The sequence below is a fragment of the Thermus thalpophilus genome (genome assembly GCF_022760915.1).
GTDB lineage: Bacteria > Deinococcota > Deinococci > Deinococcales > Thermaceae > Thermus > Thermus thalpophilus.
The window spans coordinates 27617-49470 of record NZ_JAKTNS010000012.1 but is presented as its reverse complement, the minus strand read 5'-3'; the positions used below and the strand labels follow the sequence as shown (position 1 = coordinate 49470).

At 68.2% G+C, this 21854-nt stretch carries 21 protein-coding genes; 12 read left to right on the top strand and 9 right to left on the bottom strand.

Going from position 1 to position 21854, the window contains the following annotated elements; translation table 11 throughout:
- Window positions 1-4: 4 nt before the first annotated feature.
- From L0D17_RS06020 to L0D17_RS06000, 5 genes are read right to left on the bottom strand one after another with little or no spacing between them, the layout of a single operon-like run.
- On the bottom strand, window positions 5-679 hold the full coding sequence (locus L0D17_RS06020; RefSeq protein WP_039455403.1) for a response regulator transcription factor: 675 nt from the start codon (window positions 677-679) through the stop codon (window positions 5-7).
- 33 nt (window positions 680-712) lie between these two features.
- Window positions 713-1330: a PAQR family membrane homeostasis protein TrhA gene (trhA, locus tag L0D17_RS06015; RefSeq protein ID WP_039455485.1), complete on the bottom strand. Its 618-nt coding sequence runs from the start codon at window positions 1328-1330 to the stop codon at window positions 713-715.
- Window positions 1331-1338: 8 nt separating this feature from the next.
- Entirely contained in the window at window positions 1339-3732 is a 2394-nt protein-coding gene (gene ppsA, locus L0D17_RS06010; RefSeq protein ID WP_243094434.1) for a phosphoenolpyruvate synthase, read from the bottom strand.
- Window positions 3729-4622 (bottom strand): AAA family ATPase, encoded by an 894-nt coding sequence (locus tag L0D17_RS06005; RefSeq protein ID WP_243094433.1) that lies wholly within the window; start codon window positions 4620-4622, stop codon window positions 3729-3731. The genes ppsA and L0D17_RS06005 overlap by 4 nt, the downstream gene beginning before the upstream one ends.
- Entirely contained in the window at window positions 4622-6601 is a 1980-nt protein-coding gene (locus L0D17_RS06000) for an elongation factor G (protein ID WP_243094432.1), read from the bottom strand. Before L0D17_RS06000 ends, L0D17_RS06005 begins: the two co-directional genes overlap by 1 nt.
- Window positions 6602-6648: 47 nt before the next feature.
- On the opposite strand from L0D17_RS06000, the gene L0D17_RS05995 reads away from it, so the two are divergent.
- The 5 genes from L0D17_RS05995 to mltG are packed head-to-tail and all read left to right on the top strand — an operon-like array spanning window position 6649 to window position 11773.
- The gene (locus L0D17_RS05995) at window positions 6649-7032 is read left to right on the top strand and encodes a M67 family metallopeptidase (protein WP_039455413.1); all 384 of its coding nucleotides are present in this window, start codon (window positions 6649-6651) and stop codon (window positions 7030-7032) included.
- A gap of 8 nt (window positions 7033-7040) precedes the next feature.
- Window positions 7041-9683, top strand: a complete 2643-nt coding sequence (gene alaS, locus L0D17_RS05990; RefSeq protein ID WP_243094431.1) for an alanine--tRNA ligase — start codon at window positions 7041-7043, stop codon at window positions 9681-9683.
- An 18-nt stretch (window positions 9684-9701) separates the two neighbouring features.
- Complete coding sequence (locus tag L0D17_RS05985) at window positions 9702-10388, top strand: hypothetical protein (protein ID WP_243094430.1); 687 nt, start codon at window positions 9702-9704, stop codon at window positions 10386-10388.
- The gene (gene ruvX / locus L0D17_RS05980; protein ID WP_039455419.1) at window positions 10369-10776 is read left to right on the top strand and encodes a Holliday junction resolvase RuvX; all 408 of its coding nucleotides are present in this window, start codon (window positions 10369-10371) and stop codon (window positions 10774-10776) included. The genes L0D17_RS05985 and ruvX overlap by 20 nt, the downstream gene beginning before the upstream one ends.
- The gene (mltG, locus tag L0D17_RS05975; RefSeq protein ID WP_243094429.1) at window positions 10760-11773 is read left to right on the top strand and encodes an endolytic transglycosylase MltG; all 1014 of its coding nucleotides are present in this window, start codon (window positions 10760-10762) and stop codon (window positions 11771-11773) included. Before ruvX ends, mltG begins: the two co-directional genes overlap by 17 nt.
- On the opposite strand, the gene L0D17_RS05970 is transcribed toward mltG, so the two are convergent.
- Entirely contained in the window at window positions 11758-12594 is an 837-nt protein-coding gene (locus tag L0D17_RS05970) for a carbohydrate ABC transporter permease (RefSeq protein ID WP_039455425.1), read from the bottom strand. The two genes, mltG and L0D17_RS05970, sit on opposite strands and share 16 nt — an antisense overlap.
- Window position 12595: 1 nt before the next feature.
- Window positions 12596-13090 (bottom strand): hypothetical protein, encoded by a 495-nt coding sequence (locus L0D17_RS05965; protein ID WP_039455426.1) that lies wholly within the window; start codon window positions 13088-13090, stop codon window positions 12596-12598.
- Window positions 13091-13122: 32 nt separating this feature from the next.
- On the opposite strand from L0D17_RS05965, the gene L0D17_RS05960 reads away from it, so the two are divergent.
- Complete coding sequence (locus tag L0D17_RS05960; RefSeq protein ID WP_039455428.1) at window positions 13123-13842, top strand: DEAD/DEAH box helicase family protein; 720 nt, start codon at window positions 13123-13125, stop codon at window positions 13840-13842.
- 5 nt (window positions 13843-13847) lie between these two features.
- Window positions 13848-14933, top strand: coding sequence for an enolase C-terminal domain-like protein (locus L0D17_RS05955; protein ID WP_039455430.1), 1086 nt, complete (start codon window positions 13848-13850; stop codon window positions 14931-14933).
- Here the strand turns inward: L0D17_RS05955 and L0D17_RS05950 are convergent.
- Together L0D17_RS05950 and L0D17_RS05945 are read right to left on the bottom strand one after the other, a co-directional pair.
- On the bottom strand, window positions 14919-15545 hold the full coding sequence (locus L0D17_RS05950) for an HAD family hydrolase (protein ID WP_243094428.1): 627 nt from the start codon (window positions 15543-15545) through the stop codon (window positions 14919-14921). The genes L0D17_RS05955 and L0D17_RS05950 overlap by 15 nt on opposite strands.
- On the bottom strand, window positions 15538-16587 hold the full coding sequence (locus L0D17_RS05945; protein ID WP_243094427.1) for an MFS transporter: 1050 nt from the start codon (window positions 16585-16587) through the stop codon (window positions 15538-15540). Before L0D17_RS05945 ends, L0D17_RS05950 begins: the two co-directional genes overlap by 8 nt.
- A gap of 38 nt (window positions 16588-16625) precedes the next feature.
- Here L0D17_RS05945 and L0D17_RS05940 point away from each other — a divergent pair, with 38 nt between their 5' ends.
- Genes L0D17_RS05940 through rny form a run of 5 tightly spaced genes read left to right on the top strand, consistent with a single transcriptional unit; the run spans window position 16626 to window position 21843 of the window.
- Complete coding sequence (locus tag L0D17_RS05940) at window positions 16626-17402, top strand: YgfZ/GcvT domain-containing protein (protein ID WP_243094426.1); 777 nt, start codon at window positions 16626-16628, stop codon at window positions 17400-17402.
- Window positions 17375-18559: a CinA family nicotinamide mononucleotide deamidase-related protein gene (locus L0D17_RS05935; RefSeq protein ID WP_243094425.1), complete on the top strand. Its 1185-nt coding sequence runs from the start codon at window positions 17375-17377 to the stop codon at window positions 18557-18559. Before L0D17_RS05940 ends, L0D17_RS05935 begins: the two co-directional genes overlap by 28 nt.
- Window positions 18556-19149: an RNA 2',3'-cyclic phosphodiesterase gene (gene thpR / locus L0D17_RS05930; protein WP_243094424.1), complete on the top strand. Its 594-nt coding sequence runs from the start codon at window positions 18556-18558 to the stop codon at window positions 19147-19149. The genes L0D17_RS05935 and thpR overlap by 4 nt, the downstream gene beginning before the upstream one ends.
- Window positions 19100-20122 carry a recombinase RecA gene (gene recA / locus L0D17_RS05925; RefSeq protein ID WP_039455440.1) on the top strand — a complete coding sequence of 341 codons (1023 nt, stop codon included), beginning with the start codon at window positions 19100-19102 and terminating at the stop codon, window positions 20120-20122. The genes thpR and recA overlap by 50 nt, the downstream gene beginning before the upstream one ends.
- A complete protein-coding gene (gene rny, locus L0D17_RS05920; RefSeq protein ID WP_243094423.1) occupies window positions 20119-21843 on the top strand; it encodes a ribonuclease Y in 1725 nt (574 codons plus the stop codon). The genes recA and rny overlap by 4 nt, the downstream gene beginning before the upstream one ends.
- Window positions 21844-21854: the final 11 nt, after the last annotated feature.

Sequence of the window (21854 nt, the reverse complement as noted above, 5' to 3'; positions counted from 1 at the left end):
GGGGCTAGTCCTCCCTTAGGACGTACCCCACGCCCCGCACCGTGTGGATGAGGCGGCGCTCCCCACCCGCCTCCAGCTTCTTGCGCAGGTAGCCGATGTAGACGTCCACCACGTTGCTCCCGCCCTGGTAACCAGGCCAGACCTTTTCCTCTATCTCGTAGCGGCTGAAGACCTTGCCCGGGTTCTTGGCCAGGAGTTCCAGTAGCTCAAACTCCTTGTTGGAAAGCTCAATGCGCCGCCCGGCGCGGAAGACCTCCCGCCCCTCCACGTTGATGATGAGGTCCGCCACCCGAATCTCCCCGGTGATGGCCGGGCTTACCCGGCGCAGGTGGGCCCGCACCCGGGCCAGGAGCTCCTCTATGGAGAAGGGCTTCACCAGGTAGTCGTCCGCCCCGGCGTCCAGGCCCTCCACCTTGTCCTCCACCCGGTCCTTGGCGGTGAGGATGAGGATGGGCACGTTGGAGGTCTTGCGGATGCGCTTGGCCACCTCTATCCCGTCCATCACGGGGAGCATCAGGTCCAGGATCACCAGGTTGGGGTTCACCTCGCGGAAGCGGGAAAGGCCGGTGATGCCGTCGTGGGCCACCTCGGTGCGGTAGCCCTCCGCTTGGAGCTCCAGTTCTATGAAGCGGGCGATATCCTTCTCGTCCTCCACGATGAGGATCAGAGGGGGTTCCATACCCCCCAGGATACACACTTTCTCATGAGAAAGCTAGGTGTAGAGGCTGAGGACCGCCAGGTACATGAAGAGGCTTCCCAAAAGCACCAGGAGGTGCCAAAGCCCGTGGAAGCCCACCCGGTGCGGCCAGGGGTTGGGGCGCTTGAGCCCGTAGACCAAGGCCCCCAGGGTGTAGAGGGCCCCCGACAGGGCCATGAGGGCGAAGGTGGAAAGGGGAAGGTCAAGGCGGGGTAAGAAAAGGACGGAAAGCCACCCCAGGCCCAGGTAGGCCAGGGTGTAAAGCCAGCGGGGGGCCTTGAGGAAGAAGAGGCGGAAGGCCACGCCCAAGAGGGCGAGCCCCCAGACGAGGCCCAGGGCGAAGGTTTTGGGGCCTTCCCGCAAGCCCGCAAGCAAAAAGGGGGTGTAGCTCCCGGCGATGAAGAGGAAGATGGCGGCGTGGTCCAGCCGTCTGAGCCAGGTTAGCGCCCTTTCCTCCACCTTTAGGGCGTGGTAGAGGGCGCTTGCGCCGAACATCAGGGCCATGGTGAGGCCGAAGAGGAGGATGCCGCCCCAGGCCTCCTTGGGGGCCAGGAAGAGGAGAAGGAGGCTACCCAAAAGGGCAAACGGCACGCCCAAGGCGTGGCTTAGGGCGTTGAAGGGCTCGCGGACCATGCCCAAGCTTACCCCAAGCCCAAGGCGCGTTCCACCTCCGCCACCTTTCTCACCGTGCGCAGGAGGGCGTCCGGGTTGAGGCTTAGGGAGTCAATCCCCCGCTCCACCAGGAAGGCGGCGAACTCGGGGTAGTCGGAAGGGGCCTGGCCGCAGATGCTCACCGTCTTGCCCCGGGCGTGGGCCTTTTCTATGAGGAGGGCGCAGAGGGCCTTCACCGTTTCCCGCCGCTCGTCAAAGAGGTGGGCCACCCTTTCCGAGTCCCGGTCCAGGCCTAAGGCTAGTTGCGTAAGGTCGTTGCTGCCGATGGAGAAGCCGTCAAAGAGCTCGGCGAAGGCTTCGGCCTCGAGGACGTTGGAAGGGATCTCCGCCATCACGTAGACCAAAAGCCCCTCCTCCCCCCGCCTCAGGCCCCCTTCCGCCATGACCTCCAAAACCTTCGCCCCCTCCTCCGGGGTGCGGCAGAAGGGCACCATCACGTGGAGGTTCTTCAGGCCCATCTCCTCCCGCACCCGCCTCACCGCGGCCACCTCCAGGAGGAAGCCCTCCTTGTAGTCGGGGTGGTAGTAGCGGCTCGCCCCCCGCCAGCCCAGCATGGGGTTTTCCTCCTTGGGTTCAAAGAGGTGCCCCCCCACCAGGCGGGCGTACTCGTTGGTCTTGAAGTCGGAAAAGCGGAGGATCACGGGCCTGGGGTAGAAGGCGGCGGCGATGAGGCCGACGCCCTGGCTCAAGCGGTCCACGAAGTAGGCCCTCTTGTCGCCGTAGGCCTCGGTGAGGGCCTCCACCTCCCGCTGCACGCCAAGGGGCAGGGTCTCAAAGCGGGTGAGGGCCAGGGGGTGGACGCGCACGTGGCTGGCGAAGACGAACTCCATGCGGGCGAGCCCCACGCCGTCCGTGGGGAGGAGGCTCGCCTTCAGGGCCTCCTCCGGGGTGCCCACGTTGACCAGGATCCGGGTCTTGGTCCTGGGGAGGGCCTCGGGGCGGATCTCCTCCACCTCAAAGGGCAAGGCCCCGCGGTAGACCCGGCCCACCTCCCCTTCGGCGCAGGAGACGGTGACCGCTTCCCCCTCGGGGATGGCCCGCGTGGCCCCCACCGCCCCCACCACCGCCGGCACCCCCAGCTCCCGGGCCACGATGGCGGCGTGGGAGGTGCGCCCGCCCCTTTCCGTGACGATGGCCGCCGCCTTCTTCATGATGGGCTCCCAGTCGGGGTTGGTGGTTTCCGTGACCAGGACCTCACCCTCCTGGAAGCGGTCCATCTCCTTGGGGTCCTTGAGGATGCGGGCCCGCCCGGTGGCGATGGCCTCCCCCACCGCCAGGCCTTCCGCCACCACCTCCCCCCGTGCCAGGAGCCGATAAACCCGAAGCACCGGGCTCTTTTGCGCGTGCACGGTCTCGGGGCGGGCCTGGAGGATGAAGAGCTCCCCCGTGGGCCCGTCCTTGGCCCACTCAATGTCCATGGGGGTGGGGGCGCCCCGCTTCTTGGAGTAGTGCTCCTCAATCTTCAAGGACCAGTCGGCCAGTCGCAGGGCCTCCTCGTCCTTCAGGGCGAACTGGTTGCGCAGGTAGGGGGGCGTGGGGCGGTTTTTCAGGCGGCCTTCCTTGGGATCAAAGACCAGGGTGAGCTCCTTGGTCCCCAGGCGCTTGTACACGAGGGCCTTGTACCCCGCCTTCAGGGCCTCCTTGTGCACGTAGTAGCCGTCCGGGACCACCCGCCCCTGGACGATGTTCTCCCCCAGGCCCCAGATGGCGGTGAGGTAGACGAAGCCCCGGTGGCCCGTGTCCGGGTCCAGGGTGAAGATGACCCCGCTCGTGGCGGTGTCCGCCCGCACCATGCGCTGCACCCCCACGGAGAGGGCCACCTTCAGGTGGTCAAAGCCCATGTGGGCCCGGTAGCTGATGGCCCGGGCGGTGAAGAGGCTGGCCATGGCCTGCTTCACGTGCTGGAGGAGGTCCTCCTCCCCCTGGACGTAAAGGTAGCTTTCCTGCTGCCCGGCGAAGCTGGCCGTGGGCAGGTCCTCGGCGGTGGCGCTGGAGCGCACCGCCACGGGGATCTCCTCCTCCCCCGCCTCCTGGGAAAGCTGGCGGTAGGCGGAAAGGATCTCCTCCCGAAGGTCCGGGGGGTATTCCCCTTTGAGGATCAGGTTCCGGAGGCGGCGGCTTGCCCCTTGAAGGGCCTTGGGGTCTTCCACGTCCAGGCCTGTGAGCTCCTGGGCGATAGCCTGCTTCAGGCCGTTTGTTTCCAAAAAGTACCAGTAGGCCTCGCTGGTGGTGGCGAAGCCGCCGGGGACCTTCACCCCCAAGGGGGAAAGCTCCCGGATCATCTCCCCCAAGGAGGCGTTCTTGCCCCCCACCAAGGGGACGTCCTCCAGGCCCACCTCGTGGAAAAACCGCACCCACCTCATGGCACTCCTCCCTTCCGCAAAACCTCCCGCATCACCCCTTCCGCCGTTTCCCCCTCGTAGAGGGCCTCCTCCGTGAGGAAGAGGCGGTGGGGAAGGGCTAGGTAGGCGGCGTCTTTGAGTTCTTTCCAGTCTACCAAGGGTTTCCCCCGCAGGTAGGCCAGGGCCTTGGCCAAGGCCAGCCAGGCCTTGGCCCCCCGGGGGGAAAGCCCCATGCGGAGCCGCTTGTCCTCCTGGGTCAGGAAGGCCACGTGGGTGATGGTCTCTAGGGCCGCCTTGGCCACCCGCACCTCCCTGGCCTCCTTTTGCCCCTGGAGGAGGTCCACCGCCTGGGGCTCGGGGAGCTTGGGCTCCTCGGTGAGGATCCGGAGCCACACCTCCCGCCTGGGGGGGCGGAAGGGGATTTTGGCGGTGAAGCGGTCCAGCTGGGCCTCGGGCAGAGGGTAGGTGCCCTCCAGCTCCAGGGGGTTTTGCGTGGCGATGACGAAGAAGGGTTCGGGCAAGGGGTGGCGCACCCCCCCTGCCGTCACGGCCCGCTCCTGCATGGCCTCGAGGAGGGCCGACTGCACCTTGGGCGGGGCCCGGTTGATCTCGTCCGCCAGCACCACCTGGGCGAAGAGGGGGCCTTTGACGAAGACGAAGCCCCCCTCGCGGAAGATCTCGCTCCCCGTGAGGTCCTGGGGGAGGAGGTCCGGGGTGAACTGGATGCGCTTGTAGGAGAGGCCGCTTCCCTTGGCGAAGGCTTCCGCCAGGAGGGTTTTGCCCAGGCCCGGCGTCCCTTCCAATAGGGCGTGCCCCCGGGCCAGGAGGGTGGCCAACAGGGCCTCGATGGCCTCCTCCTGGCCGAAGAGGGTTTGGTTCAGGGCCTCCTTGAGGCGGAAAAGCGCCTCCACTACCCCTCCTGGGCCCGGCGCTCCTGGACGATCTTTTGCGCCAGGTGCGGGGGTACCTCGGCGTAGTGGCTGAACTCCAGGGTGTAGGCCCCGGCCCCCCCGGTGAGGCCCGGCAGGGTCTTGTAGTACTCCAGCACCTCGGCCAAGGGCACCTCGGCCCGCACGGCGCTCAAGGCCCCCTCCTGCTCCATGCCCAGGATGCGGCCCCTACGGGCCTGGAGGTCGGAGAGGATGTCCCCGACGCGCTCCTGGGGGGCTAGGACCTTGATCTGGTAGATGGGCTCCAAGAGGACCGGGCTCGCCTCCGCCATCACCTTTTTGAAGGCCAGACTGGCGGCGATCTGGAAGGCCAGGTCGGAGGAGTCCACCTCGTGGTAGGAGCCGTTATAGACGATGGCCTTGAAGCCCATCACCGGGTAGCCCGCCAGGACCCCCTTTTTGGCGGCCTCGAGGATCCCCTCCTCAATGGCCTCCTGGTACTTGCTGGGGATGACCCCCCCGGTGATGCGCCACTCAAAGCTGTACTCGGGGGCGGGCTCCAACCTGAGCCACACGTCCCCGTACTGGCCGTGCCCGCCCGTCTGCTTCTTGTACTTGCCCTGCCCCTCCGCCACCTTGCGGATGGTTTCCCGGTAGGGCACCTTGGGCACGGAGAACTCCACCTCCACCCCGTAGTCGGCCAGGCGCTCCTTGGCGGTGGTGAGGTGGAGCTCCCCATGCCCCCATAAGAGGAACTCCCCGGTTTCCTCCTGCCTTTCCAACTTGAGGCTTGGGTCCTCTTCCAAAAGCTTCCTTAAGGCCTCCCCCAGCTTGGCCTCGTCCGTGCGCCCCTTGGGGTAAAGGGCCACGGGGACGTTGGGTTCGGGCAGGCGGGCGAAGGGCACGGCCTCGCTTTCGGGCTTTTCCCCTTGCCAAAGGATCATGCCCCGGTGGAGGGTGTCCGCCTTGGGCAGGCCCAGGATGTACCCCGCCTCCGCCTCTTCCACCTCCAAAAGGTCCTTGCCCATGGGCACGTAGAGGTGGGGGAGGCGCACCGTCCCCGCCTCGCTTTGCAGGGTGTCCCCGGGCTTGAGCCTTCCCCGGTAGAGGCGGACGTAGGCCACCTGGCCCATGAAGGGGTCCACCTGCACCTTGAAGACCTTGGCCAAAGGGGGGCCTTCCCCGAAGCGCTCCTCGGGGGAAGGGAAGGCCTCCAGGATCAGGTCCAGAAGGGGGAGGACGCCGATGCCCGTCTCCCCCGAGGCCAGGGCCACGGGGTAAAGGAGCCCCCGCCGCACCGCCTCGTGGAAGGCCTTTTCCAGGGCCTCCCCCGTGACCTCCTCCCCTTCCAGGTACTTCTCCAAAAGGCCCTCGTCCGTTTCCACGATGGCCTCCAGGACCTCCTGGCGGAAGCGCTCCGCCCGGGCCTTCTCCGCCTCGGGCAGGGGCACCTCCACCTCCTTGCTCCCCTCGAGGCGGTAGGCCTTGCCGTGGAAGACGTCTATAAGCCCCACCCAACGCCCCCCCTCGTAAAGGGGCAGGTCAATGGGGAGGATGGGGCCCAGGGTGGCCCGGAGGTCCTCCAGAAGGGCGTAGTAGTCCCCGCCCTTGTCCAGTTTGGTCACCACCACCATCCGGGGCAGGCCCAGGCGCTCGGCCACGGTCCAGGCCCTTTCCGTCCCCACCTGGACCCCGCTTTCCGCGGACACCGCCACCAAGGCGGCGTCCGCCGCCTCCAAGGCCCCCCGGATCTCCCCCACGAAGTCCCCGTAGCCGGGGGCGTCCAGGAGGAAGATGCGGTGGTCCTTGTAGCGCAAGGGGGCCACCCCGGTGCGCACCGTGGTGCGGTGGAGCTTGGCCTCGGGGGTGTAGTCCGTGGTGGTGGTGCCCTCCTCCACCCGGCCCATCCGCTCCTTGGCCCCCGTGTGGTAGAGGAGCGCTTCCGTTAGCGTGGTCTTGCCGCTTCCCGCGTGGCCCACCAGGGCAAGGGTACGGATCATGGTCCCTCCTTCTTGGTGCCCATAGTATAGGGCCAAGGAGGGGGCGATTGTCCCAAGTTCTCTACGTGCCCAGAAGGCTTCTGGAGGAAACCCGGGCCCACCTCCTGCGGGAGGCCCCCCGGGAAGGGGTGGGGCTTTGGGCGGGCAGGCGGGAGGTGGAGAGGGTCATCCCCCTCCCCAACGCCCATCCCCACCCCCTCACGGCCTACCTGGCGGAGCCTTTAGCCCTCCTGAAGGCCCTGAAGGCGCTGGAGGGCCAGGGCCTGAGCCTCCTGGCCATCTACCACTCCCACCCCCATGGCCCCGCCTTCCCGAGCCCCACGGACGTCCGGGAGGCCCGCTGGCGGGTGCCCTACGTCATCTTCGGCACCGACGGGGTTAGGGCCTTCCTCCTGCCCGAGGGCGAGGAGGTGGCCTTGGCGGTCCTATAATCAAAGGCATGCGCACGGCGGAGATCCGCGAGAAGTACCTATCTTTCTTTGAGGGCAAGGGCCATTTGCGCCTGCCTTCCTTTAGCCTCATCCCCGAGAACGACCCCTCCCTCCTCTTCACCTCCGCGGGCATGGCCCCCCTAAAGCCCTACTTCCTGGGAGCCAGGCCCATCTTCGGGGGCAAGGAGTGGCGCAGGATCACCACCTGCCAGGAGTGCCTCCGGGTGGGGGACATTGAGAACGTGGGCCGCACCTCTCGGCACAACACCTACTTTGAGATGCTGGGGAACTTCTCCTTCGGGGATTACTTCAAAAAGGAGGCCATCCTCTGGGCCTGGGAGTTCCTCACGGAGCACCTCAAGCTGGACCCGAACCGCCTTTGGGTCACGGTGTACGAGGACGACGACGAGGCCTACGCCATCTGGCGCGACCTGGTGGGGGTGCCCGAGGAAAGGATCGGCCGCTTCGGCGAGGACGAGAACTACTGGCCGGGCGGGGCCATCACCCACGGGCCCAACGGGCCCAGCGGCCCCTGCTCGGAGATCTTCTACGACCGGGGTCCGGCCTTCGGCACCCCGGACGAGACGGGGCCCAACACGGGAAGCGGGGACCGCTTCGTGGAGATCTGGAACCTGGTCTTCACCCAGTACGACCGCCAAGGCCCCATCCCCGGCCCCGGCATCCTCAAGCCCCTGCCCCAGAAGAACATAGACACGGGCATGGGCCTTTACCGGGTGGCGGCCATCCTCCAGGACGTGGAGGACTTCTACCGCACCGACACCTTCTTCCCCCTCATTGAGCGGGTGGCCCTGTGGAGCGGCAGGCCCTACGAGGGGAAAAGGAGCGTGAGCCACCGGGTCATCGCCGACCACGTGCGGGCCGTGGTCGCCGCCTTGGCCGACGGGGTGACCTTCTCCAACACGGGGCGGGGCTACGTGATCCGCCGCCTCCTCCGCCGGGCCCTGCGGCACGGCTACCTGCTCGGGCTTTCCGAGCCCTTCCTGTACAAGCTCGCCCCCTTGGTGGCGGAGCTTTTGGGCGACTTCTACCCGGAGATGCGGGAAAACCTCCCCTCGGTGGAGAAGCAGGTCCGCCTCGAGGAGGAGCGCTTCCTGGAAACCCTGGAAGGGGGCTTGAAGCGCCTAGACCTCCTCCTCTCCGGGCTCAAGCCGGGGGAGGCGCTTCCTGGGGAGGAGGCCTTCCGCCTTTACGACACCTACGGCTTCCCGTTGGACCTCACGGTGGAGATCGCCGCCGAGCGGGGCTATGGCGTGGACACCGAGGGCTTCCAGCGGGCCCTGGAGGAGCAGCAGGAGCGCTCCCGGGCCGCCATGGCCTTTGAGCGGGAGATCTTCAAGAAAAGCGCCCAGGTCCTGGAGGAGCTTTACGCCGAGCGGGGGGCCACGGAGTTTTTGGGCTACGGCACCCTCGAGGCCGAGGCCGAGGTCTTGGCCCTCCTCGCCGGGGACCAGAGCCTCGAGGAGGCGGGCCCCGGGACCGAGGTCCAGGTGGTCCTGGACAAGACCCCCTTCTACGCCGAAGGGGGCGGGCAGATCGGGGACTTCGGCCTGTTGGAGTGGCCCGGGGGTAGGGCCTGGGTGGAGACCACCCAGAAGACGGACAGGGGCATCTTCCTCCACAAGGCCAAGGTGGAGGAGGGCATCCTTAGGGTGGGGGAGAGGGTGCGGGCGGTGGTGGACCCCAAAAGGCGCGACACCGAGCGCCACCACACCGCCACCCACCTCCTCCACGCCGCCCTTAGGGCCGTCCTCGGCCCCCACGTTCGCCAGGCGGGAAGCCTGGTGGCCCCGGACCGGCTCCGTTTTGACTTCACCCACCCCGAGCCCTTGGCCCCGGAGGAGCTTGCGCGCATAGAGCTCCTCGTCAACCGCTGGATCATGGCGGACTTCCCCGTCACCTGGCGCTACATGCCCCTGGAGGAGGCCCGGAAGGAGGGGGCCATGGCCCTCTTCGGGGAGAAGTACGGGGAGGTGGTCCGGGTGGTGCGGGTGGAGGGGAGTCCCTTGCCGGGCCTGGAGTCCAAGGAGCTCTGCGGTGGCACCCACGTGCGCCGCACCGGGGAGATCGGGGCCTTCCTCATCGCCAAGGAGGAGGCGGTTTCCGCCGGGGTGCGCCGGGTGGAGGCGGTGGCGGGGGAGGCGGCCATCCGCTTCGCCCGGGGCGCCCTAAACCGCCTGAAGGCCCTCGCCGAGAGGCTTTCCGCCGGGGAAAGCGCCCTGGAGGAGCGGCTGGAGAAGCTCTTCGCCGAGCTTAAGGCCAAGGAAAGGGAGGTGGAAAGCCTTAAGGCGCGGCTGGTGCAGGTGGAGCTCAAGAAGGAGGTGGCCCTTTTGGAAAAGGGCGGCCTCCGCTACGCCGTGGTGGAGATGTCGGGGCTGGACGGGGAGGCCCTGCGCCAGGCGGCGGATGAGCTGGTGGAGCGGGGGGCCGACCTCGCCCTGGTCCTCTCCGGGGGGCGTGCGGCCCTAAAGCTTTCCAAGCGGGCCCAGGAGCGGGGCCTCGAGGCGGGAAGCCTCTTCCGCGCCCTCACGGAAAGGGCGGGGGGCCGGGGGGGCGGCAAGGGGGCCTTGGCCCAGGGGGCGGGGCTGGACCCCGCGCGGGCCAAGGAAGCCTTGCCCGAACTCCTCCCCTAAAGGGGTTAGGATAAGCCCATGGCCGAACTCCTGAGCGCCTTGGCCGTGGCTCTTTCCTGGGGCCTTTTCGCCCTCACCTGGGGGCGTTACCGCAAGCGCCCCTCCCTCCACAACGCCCTCTACAGCCTCGGCCTGCTGCTTTTCGCCCTGGGGGTTTCCGCCGAGCTTCTGGCCCGCCTCCTGGGGGCCTGGACCCCTGCGCTGTACCGCCTTTGGTACCTGGCCGGGGCCATGCACGGGGTGACCTTCCTGGGCCTGGGGAGCCTGGCCCTCCTCAACCCCCGGGCGGCCCGGGGCCTCCTCCTTCTCCTGAGCCCCTTCATCCTTTACGGGCTCCACTTGGTCCTCTCGGCCCCCTTGGACCTAAGCGCCCTCCCCACCCCCCACGCCCCCTCGGGGAAGGCCTTTCCCGAGCCAAGCCTTACTTCCCCCCGGCTTTGGACCATCCCCTTTAACCTCCTGGGCACCCTGCTCCTGGCTGGGGTGGCCCTGTACACCACCCTCCTCTTCTGGCGGCGAAACCCCTTGCGGGCCCAAGGCACGGCCCTCATCTTCGTGGCCGCCTTGGTCCTGGCCTCCACCAGCACCCTCAACCGGTTGGGGGTGGTGGGCCTGGAGGAGCTCGGGCGGGCCCTCGGGGTGGCCCTCCTCTACCTTGGGGTGGTCCTGGCGGACCGGTCAGCCTATGCGGGTGGGCGCGCTTGACGTGGGGGAGGCCCGCATCGGCCTGGCGGTGGGGGAGGAGGGAAGCCCCTTCGCCTTCGGCCGGGGGTACCTGGTGCGGAGGGGCCTCGAGGCGGACCTCGAGGCCATCCTGGACTTCGTGCGGCGGGAGGGCTTAGGGAAGCTTTTGGTGGGCCTACCCTTGCGCACTGACCTCAAGGAAAGCGCCCAGGCCAAGCGGGTCCTTCCCCTGGTGGAGGCCTTAAGGGCGCGGGGGGTGGAGGTGGAGCTTTGGGACGAGCGCTTCACCACCAAGCTCGCCCAAAGGCGGCTCCAACACGCCCCCAAGCGCCTGCGCCGGGAGAAGGGGAAGCTGGACGAGCTGGCGGCCGTGGTCTTGCTGGAGGACTACCTTGCCCGAAGGCTCTAGGAAGTGGCTCTGGCGGGGGGTTTTGGCCCTTTTTCTCACCTTCGCCCTCCTCCTGGCCTACGCCCTTTGGCTCTTGGGGCCCACGGGGAAGGAGGCGGTGGTGCGCATCCCCCGGGGGGCCAAGGGGGCGGAGGTGGCGCGGATTTTGGAGGAGGCGGGGCTCTTGCGCTCGGGCTACCTCTTTTCCGCCTATTTGCGCTTTTCCGGGCGGGAAAGGCGCTTGGTGCCGGGAGTTTACCGCCTTAAGGGGGAAGGGGCCTTCCGCCTGGCCCGCGCCCTCACCGGGGGGGAGAAGCCCCTGACCCTCACCCTCACCTTCCCCGAGGGGCAAAGGGCCAAGGATTACGCCCAGAGGCTCTCCCAAGCGGGGTTGGATGGGGAGGGTTTCCTCCGCCTCGTGGAAAACCCCGGGCCCCTCAAGCCCCCTTACGTGGAGGGGAGGACCCTGGAGGGCTACCTCTTCCCCGCCACCTACACCTTTGACCTCCTCGCCACCCCGGAGGAGGTGGTGCGGGCCCTGCTCCGCCGCTTTGAGGCGGAGCTCACCCCCCCGGTGCGGGCCCTGCTGGCCGAACAGGACCTTTCCGTCCACGCCTGGGTGACCCTGGCCTCCATCGTGCAGGCGGAGGCGGGGAGCGAGGCGGAGATGCCCTACATCGCCGGGGTCTTCCTCAACCGCCTGGAACGGGGGATGCCCCTCCAGGCCGACCCCACCGTGGCCTACGCCCTGGGCAAGCGCCTCCCCGAGCTTTCCCGCCCCGCGGGGGATTTCGCCGTGGACTCCCCCTACAACACCTACCGCTACAAGGGCCTTCCCCCAGGCCCCATCGGCAACCCGGGGCGAGCGGCCCTCCTCGCTGTCCTAAACCCCATCCGCCAGGACGCCCAGGGCCGCCCCTACCTTTACTTCTTCCACGCCCGAGGGAAGCTTTTCCTCAACACCGACTTCGCCGGGCACCTTCGGGACCTCGCCCGCCACCGCTACTCCTCCCCGTAGCGGAGGAGCCTTAGCTGGGCGTAGGCGAAGAGCAGGGTGAGGAGGAGGATGACCACGGTGACGGCGGCGGCGTAGCCTAAGCGGAAGTTCTCAAACCCCGCCTCGTAGAGGTAGTAGCCCAGGACCCGGGTGGCCCCGTAGGGCCCGCCCCGGGTGAGGAGGAAGACGGCGGCGTAGGACTGGAGGGAGAGGATGGTCCCCACCACCACCAAGAAGGCCACCGCCGGGCGCATGAGGGGAAGGACCACGTGGCGGAAGGCCTCCCAGGGCCCCGCCCCGTCCACGTAGGCGGCTTCCAGGAGGGTTTTGGGGATGGCCTTGAGCCTTGCCGAGGCCACCAGGACCCCGTAGCCCAGGTGCCGCCAGAGGGTGAAGAGGACCACCATGACCAGGGCCCAGAACCCCTCCCGGTCCCAGGGGGGGATGGGGAGGAACTGGGCCAGGGCCCCGTATTCCGGGGTGAAGAGGGTGTACCAACTCAGGGTGGCCCCGCCCAGGGTGACGAGGCCGGGTAGGAAGAGGAGGCTCTTGGCGAAGCGCTCGTAAGGCATCCCCTCCAGGGCCACCGCCAGGGCTAGGGAAAGCCCCACGAAAAGGGGCAGGGCGAGGAGCATGAACTTAAGGGTTACCCAGAGGCTATTCCAGAAGGCGGGGTCCTTCAGGAGGTCCTGGTAGTTTTTAAGCCCCACGGGCTTGGGCTCGGAAAGCCCCGACCACTCCCAGGTGGAGAAGCGGATCACGTCCAAAAAGGGGTAGAGGACGAAGACCCCCAGGGTGAGGAGGGCGGGGAGGGAGAAGAGGACTAAGGGCAGGCGGCGCACGCTAGAAGAGGTAGAGGAGGCTTAGGCGGAAGGGGAAGCGGTCTGAGGTGGCGGCCTCGAGGGCAAGGGGCTCCAGGTAAAGCCGGAGCCCCAGGCCCCAGGCCAGGTGCAGCCCGCTTCCCGTCTGGTACCCGAGGCCCAAGGTGCCGGAAAGGGCCCCGCCGGGAAGCTCCAGGCTCGCCACCGGGCCCACGTGGGCCCCCAACGGGTAGCGCAGGTCAAGCCCAAGGCCAAGGGAGGTATAGAAGTCCCCAAGCACGAGCCCAGGGAAGAGGTTGGCCTTGAGGAGGGCGTAGACCTCGGGGCTTGGCGAGAGGAGGGCCTCGGCGTCTAGCCCAGTGTCAATCCCCAAGGGGCTAAAGGGGAGGAGGAGGCTTCCTTGCAGGTAGGCTCCCTTGTCCGGGGCGTAGCCCACGCCTAGGGTGTTTTCTGGGTAGGCCGGGGCCTGGGCCAAGGCCAAGCCCAGGAGGAAGAGCAAAGCCAAAAGCCGCTTCATATCCCCCCCATCCTACCAGGTAGCATGGGCCCATGCAGGCGGCCTTTTCCCTGGAGCCTCAAGAAGGCTACCTTCCCGCCAAGGAGGTGCCCCTTCTGGTCCTGGTGGGCCTCACCGGGGTGGGGAAGAGCACCCTGGTGGAGGCCTTGGCGCTTCCCCGGCTTCCCGACCGCCGGGAACTCGTGGACCGCCACATCCTCCCCCGCTACGGGGCCAAGCCCCCCCTTCCCCGGGAGGAGCGCTTCCGCTACACCCGGCTTTTCCGGGAGGAGTTCCCCGGGGGGGTGGCGGAGGTCCTGGCCCGGGGGTACGTGGAGGCCAAGGGCCCCCTCCTCTTTGACGGCCTGCGGGGAGAAAAGGAGGTGGCCTTCGCCCTGGAGCACCTGCCCCACGCCCGCTTCGTCCTCCTCCACGCCCGGGAGGCCACCCGGCTCAAGCGCCTTCTTTCCCGCCAGGACGCCTTTGACCGGGTGGCCCTAGCGGAAGGGGAGCTCCAAGCGCTTAGGGAGCTTGCCCGAGGGGTGCTCGCCCCAGGGGAGCTGGAGGAGGCCTTGGCCCTTGCCCCCCCGGAGGAGGTCTTGGCCAAGCTGAAGATCGTGGCCGAGGAGAAGAAGAACTATGACCCCGAGGGCCCCTTGCGCCTCTTAAAAGGCCACCCCCGGGCCCTCCTCCTGGACACCGAGGCCCTCTCCCCCGAGGAGGAGGCGCGGGCGGTGCGGGCCTTCCTCCGGGACCAGGGCCTTTTAGAATGAGCCTCATGCCGACCCTGAAGGACTTCCGCCTCATCCCGTTCCGCATCCCCCTAAAGGCCCCCTTGCGCTGGGGCAAGGCCTCGGAGCTAGGGGCTTTGGAGCACGCCCTTTTGGAGGTGGAGCTTTCCGATGGCTCCCTGGGCCGGGCGGAGGTGGCCATAAGGCCCACCATCTACGGGGAGACCTTGGGAAGCGTGGAGGCCGGGCTTCGCTACCTCTGGCCTCGGCTTAAGGGCCTCGAGGCGGACGACCAGGAGGCCATCCGGGCCGTCTTGGAAGCCTTTCCCTTCAACTACGGCCTGAAAGGGGCCTTGGACACCGCCATCTGGGAGGCCTGGGCCCGGAGCGAGGGGGAGGAGCTCCACCAGGTCCTGAAGCCCGCCAAGCACCGGGTGCGGGTGGCCTACATCCTGGGCCTGGGAAAAGAGGAGGAGGTCCTGGAGGACGCCCGCATGGCCTACGGGGCGGGGGTTAGGGTCTTCAAGGTGAAGGTGGGGCGGGACCTAAAGGGGGACACGGCGCTTCTCACCCGCCTCAAGGAGGCCTTCCCCGACGTGGACCTCTACGCCGACGCCAACGAGGCCCTCGCCCCGGGGGAGGCGGAGCGCTACCTCGCCGCCTGGAAGGAGCTCGGCCTCCTCTACGTGGAAGAGCCCTTGCCCCGGGAGGAGGTGGAGGCGAGGAGGCGCCTTAGGGAAAGGAAGATCCTCCCCCTCATCGCCGACGATTCCGCCATGACCCCGAGGGACCTGCGGCGGGAACTCCTCTTGGACACCTTTGACGTCCTCAACCTCAAGCCCGCCCGCACCGGCATCACCTGGACCCTGGAGATGCTGGCCTTAGCCCGGGAGAAGGGCAAGCGGGCCATGGTGGGAAGCCAGGCGCAAAGCTCCTTTGGCGCCTACCAGTCCGCCCTCCTCGCCTTCCAACAGGGGGTGACAGAGCCCTCCGAGCTCGCCTTCCACCTGAAGGCGGAGGGCGGCTTCTTCCCCTTCCCCGCCTTCCGGGAGGGGTGGCTCTACTGGGATGACCTGGTGGAAGGCCGCTTTGACGAGGCGGCCTTCGCCCGGTACGCCCTAAAGGAGGTCTAGCGCCTCCTGGAAGTCCCGGAGCACCCCCTTGGCCCCCGCCTCCAGGAGGCTTTCCGCCCCATGCCCCGTGAGGAGGGCGTAGGTGGGGATGCCAGCCCCTGCGGCGCTTTTTACCCCGGAAGGGGAGTCCTCAAAGGCGAGGGCTTCCTCCGGGGCCACCCCCAGGCGCCCTAGGGCCACCCGGTAGGGCAGGGGGTCGGGCTTGCCCCGGCCCACCTCCTCGGCGAGGACCAGGAGGGGCGGGCTTAGCCCGAGGGCCTTTAACACGTGGTGGGCGTTTTCCCGGGGAGCGTTGGTGACCACGCCCCAGGTGAGGCCTTTTTCCTCGGCCCTTTTCAGGAGCTCGTGGAGCCCGGGGGTGGGCTTTAGCCCCTGGGCGAGCTCCCGGAAGCGGGCCTCCTTGGCCGCGATGAGCCTCTGCGCCTCTTCTCCTTTTAAGCCCAGGAGATCTTCCACGATCTCCGGGTTGAGCCGGCCGGAGATGCGCTCGCGGTAAAAAGCAGGGTCCACGGCGAGGCCAAAGGGCCTAAGCGCCTCCTGCCAGGCCAAAAGGTGAAGGGGGTCGGTGTCCGCCAAGGTGCCGTCCAGGTCAAAGAGGAGGGCCTTAGGCATGGGCTTCCCTCCGCGCCAAGCCCTGAAGGAGGAGGAAAATCGCCCCCGCCAGGGCCAAAAGCCCGAGGGGAATCCCTCCTTGGGGCAAAAGGGCGAAGAGGGCGGGGATCAGGGTGCTCCCCGCCGCCCCGGCGTACATGAGCCCCCCCAGGGCCTTGTGCCCAAAGCGGGCCTGCACCAGGGCGAAGAGGGTGGAGAAGAGGGGCCCGAGGAGGAAGCCCGTCAGGGGAAAGAGGAGGGCGGTGGGGGGGAGGAGGTTGAGGGCGAGAAGCCCCATCACCCCCAGGAGGAGGGCTTGGAGGGAAAAAAGGGGCCTTTGCGCCACCCGCTTCGCCAGGGCGAGCCTTCCCAGGGCCAAAAAGAACCAGTAGAGGGAAAGGAGCAAGCCACCCAGGGCGGTGGGGTGGCCTAAGGCCTCCAACCAGACCCGGTTCCAGGTGGCCAAGGAGCCCTCTAGCCCGGTGTACAGGGCCACGGCCAGGAGGAAGGGCCAAAGCCTTCCTGAGGCCTCCCCGGAGGCGCGGGCCACCTTGGGGGCCTCCCAGACCAAAAGGGCGGCGAAGAGGGCGAGGAGCCCCGCCAGGGCGAGGAAGAGGCCATAGGGCAGGAAGGTAAGGGCGAAGGGGGTCGCCACCGCTCCTAGGCCGAAGGCCACGTTCACCCGGTTTAAAAGCTCCACCCGCCTTTCTGGGAAGAGCTCCCCCACGAGGCTATTGCCGTGGACGTTCATCGTCCCTTCCCCGAGGCCCAGGAAGAAGGCCAGGGCCACCACCCAGGGAAAGCCCGGGGCGAAGGCCACGCCGAAAAGGGCGAGCCCCACCAGGAGGAGGGCTCCCGGGAAAAGGGGGTGGCGCCTTTCCCCTTGCGCCAGGCGCACCCCCAGGAGGAGGCCCACGAGGAGGGCGGTGAAGAAGAGGGAAACCTCTTCGCCCACCCCGTACCGGGCCCGCCAGAGGGGCAAGGCCGCCCCCGGCAGGGCCACGATGACCCCCACCAGGAAAAGGGCGAGGAAGGAGCCCCAGAAAAAGCGCACGTCCGCCATTCTCCCCCTTCCTGACCCTTTGGTCAATAATGGAAGGCATGGAGGCCCTCTTGGCCAAGGCCCTTTCGGGGGAAGGCTTCTTCGCCTTCCCGGGCGTGCTTTTGGTGCGGGGGCCGGACGCCTTTTCCTTCCTCCAGGGGCAGTGCACCCGCGACCTGAGGCGGCTTTCCGGGCCCATGGGGGCCCTTTTCCTCAACCACAAGGGGCAGATAGAGGAGGCGGCGACCCTGTTCCCCCACGCGGAGGGCTACCTCCTTGCGCCTTGGGGTAGCCTCGAGGGCCTTTCGCAACGGCTCAAGCGCTACATTGTCTTTGACCAGGTGGAGCTTTTGGCGCTTCCCCTTTACCGCTTGGTCCACGCCGACGGGCGGGAGGCCATTGGGGAAAGCGCCGAGGGCGCTTGGCCCCTGGCGCTTTACCCCCTTTACACCCTGTTCAAGGGCCTTCCCCTCCTCTCCGATATCCGGGGGGAGCTACCCCAGAGCGTGGGCCTCCTCTCCCTGGTGGACTACGGCAAGGGGTGCTACGTGGGCCAGGAGATCATGGCCCGCACCGAGGGCAAGGCGGTGCCCTACCGCCTGGTGGGCCTAAGGGCCCTGGCCTCGGGGGAGGCGCCGGCGGAGCTCTCCTGGGCGGGGAAGCGGGTAGGAGAGCTCAAGCGCCTCGAGGCCACCCCCTTTGGCCCCTTGGGCCTCGGGGTGGTGCGGCAGGAGGTGCCCTTCGGGGCCGAGGTGGAAGGGGGCGGGGGGCGGTACCGCCTCGTCCCCCTTCCCTTTGAGGAGGCGACGTGGAGCGGGCAGAGATCATCGGGGTAGGCACGGAGCTCCTTTACGGGGAGACCCTGGACACCAACACGGCGGAGATCGCAAGGAGCCTCAAGCCCTTCGCCCTGAAGGTGGAAAGGACCCTCAGGGTGGCGGACGAGCCCGAGCCCTTGGCCCGGGAGGTGCGGGCCGCCTGGGAGCGGGCGCGGCTTGTGGTGCTCTCCGGGGGGCTCGGCCCCACCCCGGACGACGTGACCCGGGAGGCGGTGGCCTTGGCCCTGGGGGAGCCCCTAGGCCTGGACGAGGAGGTCTTGGCGGAGATTGAGGCCCTCTTCCGCGCCCGGGGGCGGGCCATGCCCGAGGCCAACCGCAAGCAGGCCCTGAAGATCCCCTCCGCCACCTGGCTCAAAAACCCCGTGGGCACCGCACCCGGCTGGTGGGTGCGCAAGGAGGGCAAGGACCTCGTCCTCCTCCCGGGGCCTCCCCCCGAGTGGCGGCCCATGTGGCAAGAGGTGCTTCCCCGGCTCGCCCTTCCCCAAAGGCCCTACGCCGAGCGGGTCTTCAAGACCTGGGGCATCGGGGAGTCGGAGATCGTGGAGCGGCTGGGGGAGCTCTTTGTTCGGGAAGAGGAGGTGGAGGTGGGCACCTACCCCAAGCTCCAGGGGGTGGAGGTGGTGGTGCGGGGCCGGGAGGACCGGGTGGCGGAGCTTTCGGAAAGGATTAAGAAAAAACTTCTCCGGGAGATCTGGGGCGAAGGGGACTTGACCCTGGCCGAGGCGGTAAAGAGGCGGATGGAGCTGGAAGGGGCCACCCTGGCCACCATGGAAAGCCTCACCGGGGGGCTTTTGGGGGCGGAGATCACCCGGGTGCCGGGGGCGAGCCGCTTCTACCTGGGGGGCGTGGTATCCTATTCCGTAGGGGCCAAGGCCCGCTTCGGTGTGCCCGAGGAGCTCCTCGCCAAAACGGTTTCCGCCGAGACGGCCAAGGCCATGGCGGAAGCCGCAAGATCCCTTTTCGGTGCCACCTACGCCCTGGCCACCACGGGGGTGGCGGGGCCCGAGCCCCTCGAGGGCGAGCCCGTGGGCACGGTTTACGTGGCCCTGGCGGGGCCCACGGGGACGGAGGCCAGGCGCTACCGCTTTCCCGGGGACCGGGAGGCGGTGCGGTTAAGGAGCGTGTACGCCGCCTTGGCCCTTCTGGTGACATGAGGCTTTTCTACGCGGTTTTTCTCCCTGAGGACGTGCGGCGGGCCCTGGTGGAGGCCCAGGGGAAGGTGTCCCGCTATAAGGGCTGGAAGGAGGTGGCGCCCCACCAGCTCCACCTCACCCTCCTCTTCCTGGGGGAAAGGCCGGAGGAGGAGCTGGAGGACCTCGTGGCCCTGGGCCACCGCCTGGGGCGCCGGCAGGCCCCCTTCCCCGCCCGCATCCGGGGCACGGGCTACTTCCCCAACGAGGGAACCCCCCGGGTCTGGTTCGCCAAGGCGGAAGGGGAAGGGTTTTCCCTCCTGGCGGAGGCCCTTAGGGCGGGGGTGGCGGAGGCCTTGGGGGAGGAGGCCCTGAGGGCGGGGGGGGACAAGCCCTTCAAGCCCCACATCACCCTGGCCCGGCGCAAGGCCCCTGCCCCCAGGGTGCCCCCGGTGGTCTTCGGCCTGGAGTGGCCGGTGACGGAGTTCGCCCTGGTGCGCTCGGAGCTCAGGCCCAAAGGGCCCGTCTACACCATTTTGGAAAAATTTCCCCTGCGAGGTGAGCATGGACGAGAACAAGAGGAAAGCGCTGGAGAACGCCCTAAAGACCATTGAAAAAGAGTTCGGCAAGGGGGCGGTGATGCGGCTTGGGGAGATGCCCAAGCAGCAGGTGGACGTGATCCCCACGGGCTCCTTGGGCCTGGACCTGGCCTTGGGCATCGGGGGCATCCCCCGGGGCCGGGTGGTGGAGATCTACGGCCCCGAGTCCGGCGGCAAGACCACCTTGGCCCTCACCATTATCGCCCAGGCGCAGAAGCAGGGGGGTGTGGCCGCCTTCGTGGACGCGGAGCACGCCCTAGACCCCCTCTACGCCGCGCGGCTTGGGGTGAAGGTGGAAGATCTCCTGGTCTCCCAGCCGGACACCGGGGAGCAGGCCCTGGAGATCGTGGAGCTCCTCGCCCGCTCCGGGGCGGTGGACGTGATCGTGGTGGACTCCGTGGCCGCCTTGGTGCCCAAGGCGGAGATCGAGGGGGACATGGGGGACGCCCACGTGGGCCTCCAGGCCCGGCTCATGAGCCAGGCCCTGCGCAAGCTCACCGCCGTCCTGGCCAAGAGCAACACCGCCGCCATCTTCATCAACCAGGTGCGGGAGAAGGTGGGGGTGATGTACGGCAACCCCGAAACCACCCCCGGGGGACGGGCCCTCAAGTTCTACGCCAGCGTGCGCCTGGACGTGCGCAAAAGCGGCCAGCCCATCAAGGTGGGGAGCGAGGCGGTGGGCATCAAGGTGAAGGTGAAGGTGGTGAAGAACAAGCTGGCCCCGCCCTTCCGCGAGGCGGAGCTGGAGATCTACTTCGGCAGGGGCTTTGACCCGGTCATGGACCTGGTGAACGTGGCCGTGGCCGCCGGGGTGATTGAGAAGGCGGGGAGCTGGTTCTCCTACGGGGAGCACCGCCTGGGCCAGGGGAAGGAGAAGGCGGCGGACTTCCTGAAGGAGCGGCCCGAGCTCCTGGAGGAGATCCGGGCCAAGGTCCTGGAGCGGGCCGACCAGGTGGTCTTGGCCGCCAGCGAAGAGGGGGAGGAATGAGCCTTCTGGACCTGGTGCTCTTGGCCCTGGTCCTCCTCCTCTCCGCGGCCCTCTTCCTAAGGCGCAAGGGCGAGGATCGCGCGGGGGAGGAGGCGAAGGCGGTCCTGGACGCCGCCAGGGAGGAGGCGAAGGTGGCCTTGGAGGCCGCCCGCAAGGAGGCCAAGGAGATCCTCGAGGCGGCCCGGCACGAGGCCAAGGCCCTAAGGGAGGAGGCGGAGGCCCGGGCCAAGGCCCTGAAGGCGGAGCTGGAGGCCGAGCTCCAGCGCCGGACGGAGGCGCATGAGCTGGAGGCGAAAAAGCGCTTCGCCGAGGCGGAGGAGCGCCTCAAGGCCGAGCGGGAGGAGCTCAAGGCGGAAAGGGAGCGGCTCCGCTCCTTGCAGGAGGAGCTCAAGGCGGAACGGGAGCGCCTCAAGGAGGAAAGGGAGGAGCTTCGCCGGGAGGCGGAGAGGCTTTCCAAGCGGGGCGAGGCCTTGGACGCCCGGGCCCTGAAGCTGGACGCCCTGGAGGAGGCCCTCTCGCAAAAGGAAGCGGCCCTCAAGGCCAAGGAGGCGGGGCTTTCCGAGCGGGAGAAGGAAATAGAGAAAAGGCTTTACCAGGTGGCGGGCCTTTCCCCCGAGGAGGCGCGCAGGCTCATCCTGGAAAAGCTGGACCAGGAGCTGGAGGAGGAAAAGGCCCAAAGGGTGAGGGCCGCTTTGGAGAAGGTCCGCCTCGAGGCCCGGCGGGAGGCGCAGAAGATCCTGGCCCAGGCCATGCAGCGCCAGGCCTCGGAAACCGCCGCCCAGCTCGCGGTTTCCGTGGTCCCCATCCCCTCCGACGCCATGAAGGGCCGGATCATCGGCCGGGAGGGGCGGAACATCCGCACCTTTGAGGCCCTCACGGGGGTGGACCTCATCATTGACGACACCCCGGAGGCGGTCCTCCTCTCCTCCTTCAACCCCGTGCGGCGGGAGATCGCCCGCATGGCCCTGGAGGAGCTCTTAAAGGACGGGCGCATCCACCCAAGCCGCATTGAGGAGGTGGTGGAGAAGGCCAAGCAGGAGATGAAGACCTTCATCTACGAAAGGGGGGAGGAGGCGGCCCTCGAGGCCGGGGTGGTGGGGCTCAAGCCCGGCCTCATCCAGCTTTTGGGCAGGCTCCACTTCCGCTCCAGCTACGGCCAAAACGTCCTCAAGCACTCCGTGCAGGTGGCCCACCTGGCGGGGATCATGGCGGCGGAGCTCGGCCTGGACGCCGCCTTGGCCAAGCGGGCGGGGCTTCTCCACGACATCGGCAAGAGCGTGGACCGGGAGGTGGAAGGGAGCCACGTGGAGATCGGCATCGCCCTGGCCCGGCGCTTCGGGGAGCCCAAGGAGGTCCTTGACGCCATCGCCCACCACCACGACCCGGAGAACGCCGAAACCACCTACGCCGTCTTGGTAGCCGCCGCCGACGCCCTCTCCGCCGCCAGGCCGGGGGCCCGGCGGGAAAGCCTGGAGGAGTACCTCCAGCGTCTCGAGGCCCTGGAGCGCATCGCCCTCTCCTTCCCCGGGGTGGAGACCGCCTTCGCCGTGCAGGCGGGAAGGGAGGTGCGGGTCATCGTCAAGCCGGACAGGATCACCGACGCCAAGGCGGTGCTCCTGGCCCGGGAGATCGCCAGCCGCATTGAGCGGGAGATGAACTACCCAGGGCAGGTCCAGGTGACCGTGGTGCGGGAAAGCCGGGCGGTGGAGTACGCCAGGTGAGCTAGAATAGG

Excerpts from the sequence above, each read along its gene's own strand:
- L0D17_RS06020 (WP_039455403.1), bottom strand. The coding sequence starts at position 679 with ATGGAACCCCCTCTGATCCTCATCGTGGAGGACGAGAAGGATATCGCC.
- trhA (WP_039455485.1), bottom strand. The coding sequence starts at position 1,330 with ATGGTCCGCGAGCCCTTCAACGCCCTAAGCCACGCCTTGGGCGTGCCG.
- ppsA (WP_243094434.1), bottom strand. The coding sequence starts at position 3,732 with ATGAGGTGGGTGCGGTTTTTCCACGAGGTGGGCCTGGAGGACGTCCCC.
- L0D17_RS06000 (WP_243094432.1), bottom strand. The coding sequence starts at position 6,601 with ATGATCCGTACCCTTGCCCTGGTGGGCCACGCGGGAAGCGGCAAGACC.
- alaS (WP_243094431.1), top strand. The coding sequence starts at position 7,041 with ATGCGCACGGCGGAGATCCGCGAGAAGTACCTATCTTTCTTTGAGGGC.
- L0D17_RS05985 (WP_243094430.1), top strand. The coding sequence starts at position 9,702 with ATGGCCGAACTCCTGAGCGCCTTGGCCGTGGCTCTTTCCTGGGGCCTT.
- ruvX (WP_039455419.1), top strand. The coding sequence starts at position 10,369 with ATGCGGGTGGGCGCGCTTGACGTGGGGGAGGCCCGCATCGGCCTGGCG.
- L0D17_RS05965 (WP_039455426.1), bottom strand. The coding sequence starts at position 13,090 with ATGAAGCGGCTTTTGGCTTTGCTCTTCCTCCTGGGCTTGGCCTTGGCC.
- L0D17_RS05960 (WP_039455428.1), top strand. The coding sequence starts at position 13,123 with ATGCAGGCGGCCTTTTCCCTGGAGCCTCAAGAAGGCTACCTTCCCGCC.
- L0D17_RS05955 (WP_039455430.1), top strand. The coding sequence starts at position 13,848 with ATGCCGACCCTGAAGGACTTCCGCCTCATCCCGTTCCGCATCCCCCTA.
- L0D17_RS05950 (WP_243094428.1), bottom strand. The coding sequence starts at position 15,545 with ATGCCTAAGGCCCTCCTCTTTGACCTGGACGGCACCTTGGCGGACACC.
- L0D17_RS05945 (WP_243094427.1), bottom strand. The coding sequence starts at position 16,587 with ATGGCGGACGTGCGCTTTTTCTGGGGCTCCTTCCTCGCCCTTTTCCTG.
- L0D17_RS05940 (WP_243094426.1), top strand. The coding sequence starts at position 16,626 with ATGGAGGCCCTCTTGGCCAAGGCCCTTTCGGGGGAAGGCTTCTTCGCC.
- thpR (WP_243094424.1), top strand. The coding sequence starts at position 18,556 with ATGAGGCTTTTCTACGCGGTTTTTCTCCCTGAGGACGTGCGGCGGGCC.
- recA (WP_039455440.1), top strand. The coding sequence starts at position 19,100 with ATGGACGAGAACAAGAGGAAAGCGCTGGAGAACGCCCTAAAGACCATT.
- rny (WP_243094423.1), top strand. The coding sequence starts at position 20,119 with ATGAGCCTTCTGGACCTGGTGCTCTTGGCCCTGGTCCTCCTCCTCTCC.